Raw genomic sequence first — 13296 nt, forward strand, 5'->3', positions numbered from 1 at the left:
GTGCATATGAAAGCGTTTTTATTGATGTTGTCTTTTTTTTCAAGGATTCCTGTTGGACATAGGGTGGCTTATTCAGATGATCTCTATAGGCAAAGCATTGTATACTTTCCCTATGTTGGACTCATAGTTGGCGGAATTTCGGCAGTGCCGCTTTGGTTGCTTCAGAACACTTCGCATGGTGTCAGAGGGATTCTAGTGATTTTAGTATATCTGCTTGTAAGTGGAGGGATTCATCTTGATGGGTTGGCAGATTCAATGGATGGCTTATTCAGCGGCAGAGAAAAAGAACGCATACTTGAGATTATGAAAGATTCTAGAATTGGCAGTTTTGGTGTAATCGGTTTGATTCTCTATTTTTTGGTGTTTTATCAATGTGCTTCTGAGGTGATGCCGATATTGATCTTGCTCATGCCATTTGTCGGTAAAAGCGCTGCGGCCTTTACGGCGGGTTATAGTGATTATGCAAGAGTATCACCGGGAATGGGCACAGTACTGATCAACAGTCATACGCCTAAAACTTCCATCGAGATTTTAGTAATCAATTTGATCATTGCATTTATTGCATTGGGGTTTGAAGGGCTAGCAATGGTTGCAATGACGTTTATTTTGGCATTTTTCTTAATGAAGTGGATACATGGTAAAATTGGAGGGATGACAGGCGACACGATAGGCTTTGTTGTGGAAGTGTGTCAAATGTGCTTTCTTCTGATAGCGACAATATTATATTAAAAGTGAGGACATGTAAGTGAAGAAAGGTATCATTATTGCAGGCGCATCAAGCGGCTCAGGGAAAACAACAGTCTCGATAGGGTTGATGCAAGCATTTAAAAATCGCGGACTGATGGTTCAGCCATTTAAGACAGGACCAGATTATATAGATCCAATGTTTCACAGAAAGGTCTTGGGCACGTCTTCATACAACTTGCCCTTATGGATGGTCCCTGATGAGACGATTCAATACCTATTTAACAAAAGAAATGTCAATGCGGATATAACGGTGGTTGAAGGTGTTATGGGATACTATGATGGTCATGGTGTCGATTCCTTTGAAGGGAGCACTGCATATCTTGCTGATTTATTGGAATTACCCGTTCTCCTCGTGTTTAATGCCAGTAGCATGGCGCTTAGTGCAGCTGCAATTGTAAAAGGGTTTGCGGCGTTTAAAACACCGACGCGTATTAAAGGGGTCATTCTAAATCAAGTGAATTCTGAACACCACTACGGGATGTTAAAAAATGCAATTGAGAACCATACTGGAATAAAATGTTACGGCTATCTGCCAAAGCACAATGATGTTGTAATAGAGAGTAGACATTTGGGATTGTTGCAAGCTGATGAAATTTTGGATTTAAGTGTCAAAGTAGATTTGATTGCTGAACAGCTTGAAAAAACAGTGGATTTGGATGCGATTTATTCAGATTTTGAATATGTGGAAAAAGTCTATGACACACCTGAAAGCGTGGCGTCATTGTTAGATGAGATTCAGAAGACTTTGACGCTAAGAGGATCTCTGACACTAGGTGTTGCCAAAGATCAAGCTTTCTCATTCTATTATGATGAGAATATGGAGACGTTAGAAGAACTTGGGGTTAAAATAGAGTATTTTTCACCCATGCAAGATCCTTATTTGCCAGAACGTGTGGATGCACTCTATTTTGGAGGTGGATACCCAGAAGTCTTTGCAGCACAATTAAGTGCGAACCGTACTTTTAGAGAGCAGCTTTTTTTAAAATTAGAGGCAGGTATGCCCTGTTACGCAGAGTGTGGCGGGCTAATGTATTTGACAGATCTCATTGAAGATTTAGATGGTTGGCCTTTTGAAATGGTTGGTTTTTTTGATATCAATACACTCATGACTAAAAAACTGCAACGTTTTGGACACATTCATGCGAAATTATCGCTTGATGATCGAGAACACTTTGGTAGTTCTTATGATATTTCCTATAGAGCGCATGAGTTTCATAAATCTGTCTTAGTGGAGCATCAGCCAACCACTAAGATCATTGAAGCTTCAAAACGATCTAAGTCTTGGGCCTGTGGTTATTTTAGAGAGCATACATTGGCAACTTACGCACATAATCATTTTTACAGCAACTTAGAATTCTTGGCATTTTTAATAGATTTATGGACGGTTAATAAAATGTAATATCTAAAAGCATAGAAAACTTGTTTAATGATTGTTTATTAGGGCATAAGTGTAAATACAATTATGAGAACAGGAGGATTAATATGGATGTAATAAGAAGTTCACCCGTTTTGCAAGCTTTGCTTGCAACTTTGTTTACATGGTTCGTTACAGCATTAGGTGCTAGCGTTGTTTTTTTCTTTAAAGAGATTAACCGGAAAGTACTTGATATTATGCTCGGATTTGCTGCTGGTGTAATGATTGCAGCAAGTTTCTGGTCGCTGCTCAATCCTGCAATTGATATGGCAGAAAGAAGCGGTCAGATTCCATGGATTCCAGCTGCTGTTGGTTTCATGGGAGGGGGCATTTTCCTCTTTTTAATTGATAAAGTATTGCCCCATCTTCATAATGGATTTCCAATAGAAGAAGCTGAAGGCGTTAAAACAAGTTGGCAGAGAAGTGTTTTGCTTGTACTTGCAATTACGCTTCACAACATACCTGAAGGACTTGCCGTTGGCGTTGCCTTTGGTGCGCTGGCAGTGGGACTACCTGAAGCCACTTTAGGCGGTGCTATTGCTCTCGCTGTTGGTATTGGTATTCAAAACTTTCCTGAAGGTGCGGCGGTTTCAGTACCACTTAGGAGAGAAGGCTTTTCAAGAAGAAAGGCGTTTTTATATGGACAGGCATCCGGTGTTGTTGAACCCATTTCAGGTGTTATTGGTGCTTTGCTGGTTGTTTCTATGCATGCCATTTTGCCATATGCGCTTTCATTTGCAGCTGGTGCAATGATATTTGTTGTTGTGGAGGAATTGATTCCCGAATCACAACGTGAAAAAAATACAGATCTTGCAACAATGGGGGCAATGGTTGGTTTTACAGTAATGATGCTTTTAGATGTGGCACTAGGTTAAGTCTTATGCGCTAAATGTCTAATAATACATCTCAAGGTGAAGTTCTTTGGGATGTATTTTTTTATGAAATAGCAAGAAAATGAGGGGATTTGGTATGATTTACTTAATTTTAGCGACAATATGCAGCGCTTCTATCGTGCTTCTATTTAAGATATCAAACAGTAACAGATATGTTGTAAGTATGATGAATTACGTTATTGCAAGCTGTATTGCCATATATTTCATCGTTACAAAAAATACTTTGGGAGTATTTGAGTTTTCATCAGATCATTCAGAAATAGGTGGGAAGTTTGTAATATCGATAGGCATTTTAACGGGCATCTTTTTTTTATTAAGTTTTATCTTTTATCAAAAAAGTGTTTACGAATCCGGTGCGAGTCTTGCAAGCATGTTTGGAAAGCTAGGCATTTTATTGCCAATGATTTTTTCAATTGTCATTTGGCGTGAATACCCGACACTTTTTCAGTGGGGAGGTATTTTTTTAGCTTTATTGGCGATTATTATGGTAAATATACACCCAAAGGTAGAACAAATGTCTAAGCGTAGGATGTCATACACTTTACTCTTGCTCTTCATTTTTGGTGGATTTGGCGATTTTTTTAACAAAATTTTTCAAAAGTATGCGCCGATAACTCTGAAACCTGTGTTTTTGTTATTTGTTTTTGGAACGGCCTTTATGCTGAGTTTCACTATTATTTTGATCCAAAAGATTCAAGTGAAAAAAGAGGCGCTTCTTATAGGCGCCATGGTTGGCGTTCCAAATTACTTTGCATCCTTTTTTCTGATAGAGGCGTTAAGATATAAATCGGCCACAGTGGTTTTTCCTGCATATAGTGCTGGCAGTATTTTGATTGTCATCGTGGTGAGCAGAATCTTTTTTGGAGAAACGCTGGAGAAAAAAGACAAAATTGCGGTGCTAATAACGGTTTTAAGTTTATACTTAATTCAGTAAGGGTATGATTTAAGACATCCAAACGTGTAAATATGAATGAATTTTAAATACAATTTATAAAATTTTGAAAAAAACCAAGTTACTTAGTCGGATATTTTTGGTATAATGTATTTTGAGGATATGAAATAAAAAATTTGACGGCGTATAGAGACATCAATTGTTAAAAAGATGTCAGCGTCAGTCAAGAAAGAAATGAGGGAAGATATGTCAAATTTAAAGAAAGTTTTAATTCTAGGTGGTGGATACGCCGGCGTTAAGGCTGGAAAAACACTTCATAAGATTTTTAAAAAAAATGAAGATGTTGAGATCACTTTGATCGACAAAAATCCGTACCACACGCTTATGACTGAACTACACGAAGTAGCAGGGCATAGGACAGAACCAGATTCAATACGCATCGACTTGAGAACCATCTTTAGTGGCAGAAAAGTCAATGTGGTTACCGATCAAGTTGAAAAGATTGATTTTGAAAATCAAAAAGTAAGTACCACAAGAAAAGTTTTTGATTTTGATTATTTAATCATTGCATTCGGTTCAAGTACAAATTCTTTTGGTATTCCAGGCATTGATGAATATGCGTATACACTGTGGTCATATGAAGATGCCATTAAGATCAGAAGTCAAGTTGAAAAAATGTTTCAACTGGCAGCCATTGAAGAAGATGAAAAAGTCAGACGTCAGATGCTTACTTTTGCAGTGGTTGGTGGAGGTTTTACCGGCGTGGAAATGGCTGGTGAACTCGGAGAGGCCAAAAAACATCTTGCTGAGAAGTATGAAATCAATAAAGATGAGATTACGATTTATAATATTGAAGCGACGTCTAGAATATTAAATACGTTAAAAGATGATCGTCAAGTTGAAAAAGTTGAAAGACGATTTGAGAGACTTGGTGTTACTTTGTTGAAAGATGCAGCAATTGTCAACGTAATGCCTGATAAATTTGAATTAAAGGATGGACGCGTTATCGCTTGTAATACCTTAATTTGGGGTGCAGGTATAAAAGTCAATAATTTTGTGGGTTCGTTGGGTTTAAAAGCAGGTAGAGCCGGTAGAGTGGATGTCAATGAGTACATGCAAACTGCAGAGTATCCAAATGTTTTTGTCGCTGGTGACAACACGCATTATGAAGATCAGGATGGTCTATTACCTCAAATTGTGGAAGCAGCGGAGCAATCCGGTCATACGGCAGCTGAAAACATTGCCAATTTAATTCAGGAGAAGCCACTCCAATCACACAAGCAAGTTTATCATGGGTTTATGGTATCTGTCGGTTCTAGATACTGTGTGTCTGATAACAATGGCTTAAAATTATCTGGATTCTTTTCAATGCTCGTCAAACATTTAGTCAATTTCTATTATTTGCTTACGGTGAGTGGTGTAGCTCAACTCTTTGAATATTGGAGACATGAATTTTTCCATATTAAAAATAATCGCTCTTTCTTAGGTGGCCATTTTTCTAAATCATCACCTAATTTTTGGATGGTGCCGTTTAGAATGTTTTTAGGAACGATGTGGCTCATTGAAGGATTAAATAAAATAAATGACGGTTGGTTAGTCAGCGCAAAGATGATTGCTTCAGATGCAGTGACGCAGGCCAGTGAAGTGGTTGAAGAAGGCGCATCATATGCTGAACCATTATTAAAGGAAGTTCCTGGTGTCGTGCAGTGGATGATCGATAAGATCATTGCACCTCATGCCATTGGTTTTCAAACCATGATGGTCTTCGCAGAGATCGCTTTTGGTCTAATGCTTATAGCAGGCTTATTTACATTTATATCTGCTATTGCTACAACAGGAATGACTGTGGCGATTACACTGACGGGTATGTCTGACGCCTCTATCTTATGGTACTTTTTCGGCGGAATCGCTATGATTGCCGGTGCCGGGAGTACTTTTGGATGTGACTACTATATCTTGCCAGTTCTCAAAAGGTGGTGGAAAGGCACAGCCTTTGCTAAAAAATCATATCTGTATTTCCACTAAAAATGCAGAATTCGATGTGTGGGCGAATGAGAAAATCGTCTTGAAATCACAATAGATGTATTGTCTTATGGTGTCCATATCAACTCTAAGTTATATAAAAGCGAATATATGTAGCGGCATATGAGCCAGTTTTGGATGCTCTAAACTCATTTTCGCTGATGAAATTAATCATATATCGTATCTGCTTTGCAGATACGATTTTCTAACGGTTTAACTATAAAGGATGAATAATAAATGAAAAAAAACGATATGATTTTAATCTTAGTGGTTTTAATCGTAGGTATAATTTCTTATGGGATTGTAAACGCTATAAAGCATAATGATGAGAGCAATTTAAAAGTTATCATTAAGCATAAAGGTGTCGTTGTAAAAGAGTATGCCTTTACTCATGAAACGCAAAAAACATATGTCTTAGATTCTGAAGATGAAGTCAACGTCGTTCAGATCAAAAATGGAGAGGTTTCTGTGACGGAAGCCAATTGCCATGATTTGATCTGCGTAAAAACAGGAGCTATTAGCAAACCAGGCGAAATTATTGTATGTTTGCCTCATAAATTTACTGTTGAGATTGTGTCTAATGAGATGCTTAATGAATTAGATGATATAGTGGAGTAATAAATGCGTAAAGTTAAAGGAGCAGTGGACACAAGAAAATTGGTTCTGATTTCAGTTTTAGTAGCACAAGGGATGGTGTTAGGTTATATAGAAAAGATGCTTCCAATTCCTTTTATAGTACCAGGTGCGAAGTTGGGGCTAGCTAATATAATAACTTTAACAGCCATCTATTTTTTGAACTTTAAAGAATCCTCTGCAGTTGTTTTATTGAGGGTATTTCTGACAGCCGCAACTTTTGGATCACTTTCCAGTTTTTTATACAGTTTATCAGGCGGTGTCTTGAGTCTAATTGCGATGGCAGGATTATTGAAAGTTTTTAAAGATGAACTCAGTTTAATAAGTATCAGCATCATTGGTTCTATTTCACATAATATGGGGCAATTGATTGTTGCAGCAATTATTATTCATAATGTGTTGATACTGACATATTTACCTTTTTTGCTAATTATAGCAATACCAACTGGTATTTTTGTCGGGATTGTGGCTAGAGCATTAATACAATATTTGCAAAAAACAAATTTTATCAGATAAATTAAAACTAAAGGAGGTAAAATGTCCTTTAATTTGGAAGTAGAAGAAGGTGCAAAAGCACTTTATCAATTTTTACTAGATGAATTAGAACATGTAAAAAGCAATATTAATTTGCAAACGCATTCTAAATTTACGGATGTTCAAATGATCATTGATGATGTTATGGGCAACTCAGGTAAAATGCTGAGACCCTTTTTAGTTGTATTAAGTGCGCACTTTGGTCATTATGATGCCAGTAAGATACAAAAGCTTGCTGGAGCTGTTGAAATATTGCATATGGCAACACTTGTGCATGATGACATTATCGATGAAGCAAAGCTAAGACGTAATATGCCTTCAATCCAAAGCAAGTATGGGAAGGATATGGCTGTATATACAGGCGATTACTTGTTGGCAAAATCTATTAATGTGCTCAATGATGAGCGCTTTGATCCCAATAACGTCAAACGTCTTTCGCAGGCAATTTCTAAGATCTGTGAAAGTGAATTAATGCAGTATCAAAACAGGTTCAGAGCGTTGAGCATTAAAAATTATTTAAAGGTGATTTCTGGGAAAACAGCTGCACTTTTTGCTGTCAGTTTATATGTGGGTTCCATTGAAAGTAATTGTGATGAACAATTGGCGAAGAACTTAGGTCGAATTGGTTATGAACTTGGAATGGCATTTCAAATTATCGATGATCTGCTGGATTTTGACGAAAATAATCAGAAAATAGGTAAGAGTATACTCTCTGATTTTAATAATGGCTATTTCACAGTGCCGATTTTATTTGCGTTGAAAAAAGAACCTGTTGAACTGTCAAATTATACGAGAAAAGAATTAATTGACTTTGTGAAGCGCAACAGTGGATTAACCTCAGCTAAGAGACTTGCAATGAAGTATACAAAACGTGCATTTGCTCGAATAGATACACTGGAAGATTGTGAAGCTAAAAGTGTATTAAAGCAATTTTCAAAACAACTATTAGACCGTGATTATTAAATGAGACGGTTTAAACACAATAAGAGCTATAATCATGGTATGAATATGATTATAGCTCTTATCATATATTGGGCTCTCATAATAGAGAGTATGCTTTATGCATCACTGGAGCAGGGTATTTTCAAATCTTCAGTTAGAAGATATTCTTATTGGGGCCACTGGATGGTTTCCGCAAGATAGAGCGCAATTTCTTCCAAGTATTTTTGATCCACTTCATTAAAACGACCAATTTCAGGGCTGTCGATATCAAGGACGCCAAGAAGTTGTCCCCCTTTGAATAGTGGGATTACAAGTTCACTATTTGAAAATAAATCGCATGCAATATGTCCTGGGAATTGATGAACATCCTTCACATTTATGGTTTTTCCAGTTTCAGCGCTTGTGCCGCAGACCCCATTGCCAATTTGAATCGTTGTTACAGCTGGTTTGCCCCAAAACGGCCCCAGTTTCAACACATTATCTCTCTTGAGATAAAACCCTACCCAGTTTAAGTCGTGCAGTAGGAAGCCTATAGTGGCGGCAGCGTTGGCAGCATTGGCAATCCAATCGGTCTCACCCTCTAAAAACGATTTTATATTATCTAAAATATACGGATATAATAATTCTGGTTCCTGACTATCACTTGGATAGATACAAGCCATATGATACCTCCTCATTCATTTCAATCCATTTCAGTATAATCAAATTTTCGTTTTATTTCAATCTCAAATTTTAGTAGAGTTTGTGATTAAAAAAATCTTTCGTATAACGAAATATATGGTATAATGATTTGGGTGGTTATAGTGAAATCAATATTTGAAAATTATAAATCATATTTTGAAGAAAGTAATTCAAATGTCAAAATATTTCTAGGGATTATACTCATTGCAAGCGTATCCGTTGCGGCTTATAATGTCTTGGTCGGAATATACATGAAAAATATGGGGTTTAATGAAGAGGCCGTGGGTCAAATTCTATCTTTAAGAACGCTTGGCATTGCCTTTGGCGCCATACCTATAGCAGTGCTCACAGAGCAATATAACAAAAAAAATGCCCTTAGGGCAGGTCTGCTGATCATGTTATTTTGTGGCTTGATGATGATTAATACACGGACATTTTGGATTATGCAATTTGCGTCATTCTTTTTTGGTATTGGACATGCGACATTAATGGTTCTTCAAACGCCGATTTTATATGAAAATTCCAGTGATGGACATAAGGTAACTGCATTCAGTGCCGCTTTTGTGATTCAGAATATAGCATTTGTATTTGGAAGTTTCTTTTTAGGACATCTTTCGGAGTTGCTCGCGAAACATTCTAGTGAAAAAATAGGCAATTTATTGGTTTTAAATGGCGCAACACTTCTTATTGTCATTCCGATTGTGATGACTGCGTATTTTTCAGGTGAATCCATGACTGCACAAAAAAGGACTGTACCTTTTAGGCAGACGGGATTTAATATTGTAAGTGGGTATTGTGAAATCTGTAAAGGCAAAGCGTTGCTCTATTTGTTGCAAGTGGCATTTGTAGGTTTTGGAGCAGGTTTAATTGTGCCCTTTTTTAGCATGTATTTAAAATACGCTTTAAATGTCATGGATGGCATTGTCGGTACAATTATGGCGATCAGTCAAGTAGGAACCATTCTTGGCGGCCTTCTTGTGCCTATAATATCCAGGAAATGGGGGCGTGTTAGGACGGTCATATGGTGTCAACTTTTATCGGTGCCATTTTTAATATCGATTTCAATGCCACAGGGCATCTATATCATAACACTCTCATTTTTCTTTAGGTCCTCTCTAATGAATATGGCCAATCCAATCATAAAGAGTTTATCCATGGACCTTATTGGCAAAGATGAGCGCACTTATATGAGTAGTTTGGTTTCACTTACTAATAACTTGTTCCGATCAATGGGAATCTATTTTGGGGGGATTATTATGTATACGGTGAGTTATAATGCACCTTATTATGTAACCATCATATGTTATCTTGGTGGCACTTTTATCCTCTATAAAGTGTTTGGAAACAAAAAAGAAGACTACAGCACTTCAAAATAATGAGCGTACAATAGTCTATTTAGAACCGAAAATTAATTTACTTCAAGAATTTCAATACTTACAGGACCATTAGGTGATAAGAACTCAACTTTAGCGCCTGCTTTTTTTCCCATAAGAGCATTGCCAATGGGAGATTCATTTGAAATTTTAGATTCAAGTGGATCAGATTCAATTTTAGTGACGATTTCAATTGTTTCAACCTCTTGAGTATCTAAATATTTAATCTTAACAGCTGAATTGATGCTTACAGCATCTTTTTCGGTTGATGCTTGAACTAATTCATAACTTTCAAGAATTTCTTTCAACTTAAGTATTTCAGTTTCATTATGAGATTGAGCTTCCCTCGCCGCGTGATATTCTGCATTCTCCGACAAATCTCCAAAACCACGTGCTAATTTAATTTCTTCAGAGATTTCATGTCTTTTGAGTATAAGCTCATCATATTCTTTTTGTAGTTTAATTAGTGCAGCTTCAGTTAATAAAGTTTTCTTCATACCGCCATCTCCCCTAAAATAGTTTGAACATATTATATAGTATCAAATTACAAGTTGTTTGTAAATTACATTTTTTTTACATATTCAAATTATTTTTTCTGGAAGGTCGGTGCAATGTGGAAAAAGACTGCGAAATCAAATGGAGCGCTGTAATAAGGAACTCTTAAAAAGATTGAAGTGCATAAAAAAAGAGTTTTCTGCCGTAATGAATTCAAAAAAATATTGAAAGTATTCCGTGGATGTCACGGCGTGTTTTTTTTGATATAATGAATTGTGAATTTTAACTATGGTCTAGATGAGGACAAAAGAATGAAGAAAAAGATCGTTTTCGTGATCTTGTTGAACCTACTATTTTTGACTGCATGTAATGGTCTTAAGACGCAGGCCGATTACAGTTCGGAACTTGTATCTTACATGATTTCAGAACCTGCAAACTATTATGGAGAAGGGCAATATTATCATGAAATTCAAAAAATAGAGCATGCCATTTTTGAGGGCCAATACCAGATTGACGCCTCTGGAGAAATTAAAGATAATTCTATTGGAAATACGTCGGCAGATTATACTTTTAACTATGAATTTTTAGTGACTGATCAAAGCGTTATTCAAAAGCTTAATAACAATAGATTAAATGATTCTGACTTTCAAGTTGTTGAGATTTTGAGTCTTCCCCTTGAAATGGGGCATACATGGTATTTTGATGCAGTGATGTTCAACAATAAGACCACAAAAATGACTGCTGAAATCGTCTACATAAGTGAAGCGCTTGATGAGATAAAAGTAAAGTACACGGCAAAGGATTACACTGAGTTTAGAGTTTTTAAAAAGGGACTTGGCGTAACGGATTTCACTAAAGAAATTGCCTATAAAAATGTAAAGGCAATTAGTGGATTTCATTTGCAGAAAGACGGGGAACTGGATAGAGCTGATTTTTCAGAAGCTGAAGTGACTGTAATTCAAAATGAAGCGGATGCTTTTACAGATATTGCGGAGCAAGAGACAACTTTGGCGGAGCATGATTTGATTTTAGGATTCAATCAGAATTATGAAAAAAAAATAAAATTGGAAGAACATCAATTGTCTGATTACGTGATGCCTGAATCACCAGCACGTGAAAAAATTGATCAGTTAAAGGCAGTGGACGTTGGAACATTTCACTTCATCCAATTTAAGGCCAAAACAAGAAAGACAATAGGAGAGGCCGTTATAATCGAAGTCGTGGAACAGTATGATATTGGGGAGGGGCAGTCTATTGTAAATACGATAACATATACTTTAAAGCCGTATGGAGATCGCTTGATGATTTATAATTTTGAATGAAAAAACATCCCCTTATCCGTAGACTTTTTTCTAATGATAAGGGGATGGCTCAAATGTTGTTCCGTTTAACCTTTTGTAAACACATTGCCTTTATACTTAACTTGATTTCTTCCAGCTTCTTTTGCTGCATACAGGCCTTGATCAGCTACTTCTAAAAGTGATGAGAAAGTTTTGCCATCATAGGGATAAGTTGAAATGCCCATTGAAATTGTGAATTTAGGTGCAGATTTGTTTTGAATTTCCAAGCGCATTCTTTCTGCAATTTCAAGTGCAGCTGGTGCATTGATATGTGGCATTACAAGCACAAATTCATCGCCGCCATAGCGACCTAGAAAATCTGTTTTTCGATTGTTGATCATAAAGGCATAAGAGAGATATTTGAGACACTCATCGCCAACCATATGGCCTTTAGTATCATTTATACTCTTGAAGTTATCGATATCAAACATTGCAATAGAGAATATTTTAACGGAACTATCGTTGACTAAATCGTTTATGATTGAGGTTAGACCATTTCGGTTCAGAGCTTTAGTCATTGGGTCTTTTTGTGATTTTTCTTTGATATATTCTACTTTATCCGCCATAAATGAGGTGCGTTTTTTTGCTTCAAATTCGACGGTTCGCTCAAATCTTTTTTCGAGATCGGAGAGTCGACCGTCAATAGAAGCACGAGATTTTTTGTAAAATTTCAACAATATAAAGATCTCAGATAGTTGAAAAACAGCGTAGATCAATAGGCCAAAGTTAATTAAAAAATATGAGGCGCCATAGCTGATAATGATGACGCCAATAAGAGCTATGAGGTAGATTTCTGAAATTTCTTTATGCATAGGTGTTTTATATTGGCTGTAATTTTGAAATTGGATAATGATGATTATACCAATCAACAATATGTTTGCAATATTTAAAAACTGAATGGGAATCATTATGTTAAATTGAATCATGAGCAGTAGACAAATACTCAAAATATATGCCAGCAGGTGGGCAACACTATTTTCAATAATTCTACTGAAGATGGCAGACAGAGATTGAACAGAAAAGAGTATGAAAAGCGCAAGCTTGTAAACATAAAAATCACTGAATAGGAGTGCTAAATTGGATGCACCGATGATTGCAATGAATGGAATAATATCAAAATACTTTGCTTTGACAAGCTTGTCACTACTGCCATAGATAAAAACGTTGAAAAAATAAGAAAGTAAAAAAAGTGATGCACTTATGTGCAGAATATTTATTCTCTCCATTTAATGCCTCCCATATGAATGCTATAGAATTATAGTATAAGAAAAGTCTTAAAATATCAATGTTATATTTTGACTTAATGGATGGCATATATTATAATTTATAT

The 13296-nt window shown here is 36.3% G+C and carries 13 protein-coding genes; 10 read left to right on the forward strand and 3 right to left on the reverse strand.

The window, feature by feature from the left end; genetic code table 11:
* Nucleotides 1–6: 6 nt before the first annotated feature.
* The 8 genes from cobS (at nt 7) to ISU02_RS16945 (ending at nt 8098) form a co-directional block, all read left to right on the forward strand.
* Nucleotides 7–729 carry an adenosylcobinamide-GDP ribazoletransferase gene (cobS, locus tag ISU02_RS16910; protein WP_194703025.1) on the forward strand — a complete coding sequence of 241 codons (723 nt, stop codon included), beginning with the start codon at nt 7–9 and terminating at the stop codon, nt 727–729.
* Nucleotides 730–745: 16 nt separating this feature from the next.
* Entirely contained in the window at nt 746–2146 is a 1401-nt protein-coding gene (locus ISU02_RS16915) for a cobyrinate a,c-diamide synthase (protein WP_194703026.1), read from the forward strand.
* A gap of 83 nt (nt 2147–2229) precedes the next feature.
* Nucleotides 2230–3036 (forward strand): ZIP family metal transporter, encoded by an 807-nt coding sequence (locus ISU02_RS16920; protein ID WP_194703027.1) that lies wholly within the window; start codon nt 2230–2232, stop codon nt 3034–3036.
* A 94-nt stretch (nt 3037–3130) separates the two neighbouring features.
* Complete coding sequence (locus ISU02_RS16925) at nt 3131–3988, forward strand: EamA family transporter (protein WP_194703028.1); 858 nt, start codon at nt 3131–3133, stop codon at nt 3986–3988.
* A gap of 204 nt (nt 3989–4192) precedes the next feature.
* A complete protein-coding gene (locus tag ISU02_RS16930) occupies nt 4193–5971 on the forward strand; it encodes an FAD-dependent oxidoreductase (RefSeq protein WP_194703029.1) in 1779 nt (592 codons plus the stop codon).
* A gap of 234 nt (nt 5972–6205) precedes the next feature.
* Complete coding sequence (locus ISU02_RS16935; protein WP_194703030.1) at nt 6206–6586, forward strand: NusG domain II-containing protein; 381 nt, start codon at nt 6206–6208, stop codon at nt 6584–6586.
* A gap of 3 nt (nt 6587–6589) precedes the next feature.
* Nucleotides 6590–7117 (forward strand): Gx transporter family protein, encoded by a 528-nt coding sequence (locus ISU02_RS16940; RefSeq protein WP_194703031.1) that lies wholly within the window; start codon nt 6590–6592, stop codon nt 7115–7117.
* 21 nt (nt 7118–7138) lie between these two features.
* Nucleotides 7139–8098 (forward strand): polyprenyl synthetase family protein, encoded by a 960-nt coding sequence (locus tag ISU02_RS16945; RefSeq protein ID WP_194703032.1) that lies wholly within the window; start codon nt 7139–7141, stop codon nt 8096–8098.
* A 146-nt stretch (nt 8099–8244) separates the two neighbouring features.
* Here the strand turns inward: ISU02_RS16945 and ISU02_RS16950 are convergent, their stop codons facing one another.
* Nucleotides 8245–8739 (reverse strand): GAF domain-containing protein, encoded by a 495-nt coding sequence (locus tag ISU02_RS16950; protein WP_228727860.1) that lies wholly within the window; start codon nt 8737–8739, stop codon nt 8245–8247.
* A gap of 141 nt (nt 8740–8880) precedes the next feature.
* Here ISU02_RS16950 and ISU02_RS16955 point away from each other — a divergent pair, with 141 nt between their 5' ends.
* On the forward strand, nt 8881–10134 hold the full coding sequence (locus ISU02_RS16955; RefSeq protein WP_194703034.1) for an MFS transporter: 1254 nt from the start codon (nt 8881–8883) through the stop codon (nt 10132–10134).
* Between the two features lie 32 nt (nt 10135–10166).
* Here ISU02_RS16955 and greA read toward each other — a convergent pair whose 3' ends face one another.
* Entirely contained in the window at nt 10167–10628 is a 462-nt protein-coding gene (greA, locus tag ISU02_RS16960; RefSeq protein WP_194703035.1) for a transcription elongation factor GreA, read from the reverse strand.
* Nucleotides 10629–10937: 309 nt separating this feature from the next.
* Between greA and ISU02_RS16965 the strand changes: the two genes are divergently transcribed.
* Entirely contained in the window at nt 10938–11948 is a 1011-nt protein-coding gene (locus tag ISU02_RS16965; RefSeq protein ID WP_194703036.1) for a hypothetical protein, read from the forward strand.
* 65 nt (nt 11949–12013) lie between these two features.
* On the opposite strand, the gene ISU02_RS16970 is transcribed toward ISU02_RS16965, so the two are convergent.
* Entirely contained in the window at nt 12014–13192 is a 1179-nt protein-coding gene (locus ISU02_RS16970) for a GGDEF domain-containing protein (RefSeq protein ID WP_194703037.1), read from the reverse strand.
* Between the last annotated feature and the right edge of the window lie 104 nt (nt 13193–13296).

The organism is Fusibacter ferrireducens (assembly GCF_015352425.1).
Classification (GTDB): Bacteria; Bacillota; Clostridia; order Peptostreptococcales; family Acidaminobacteraceae; genus Fusibacter_A; species Fusibacter_A ferrireducens.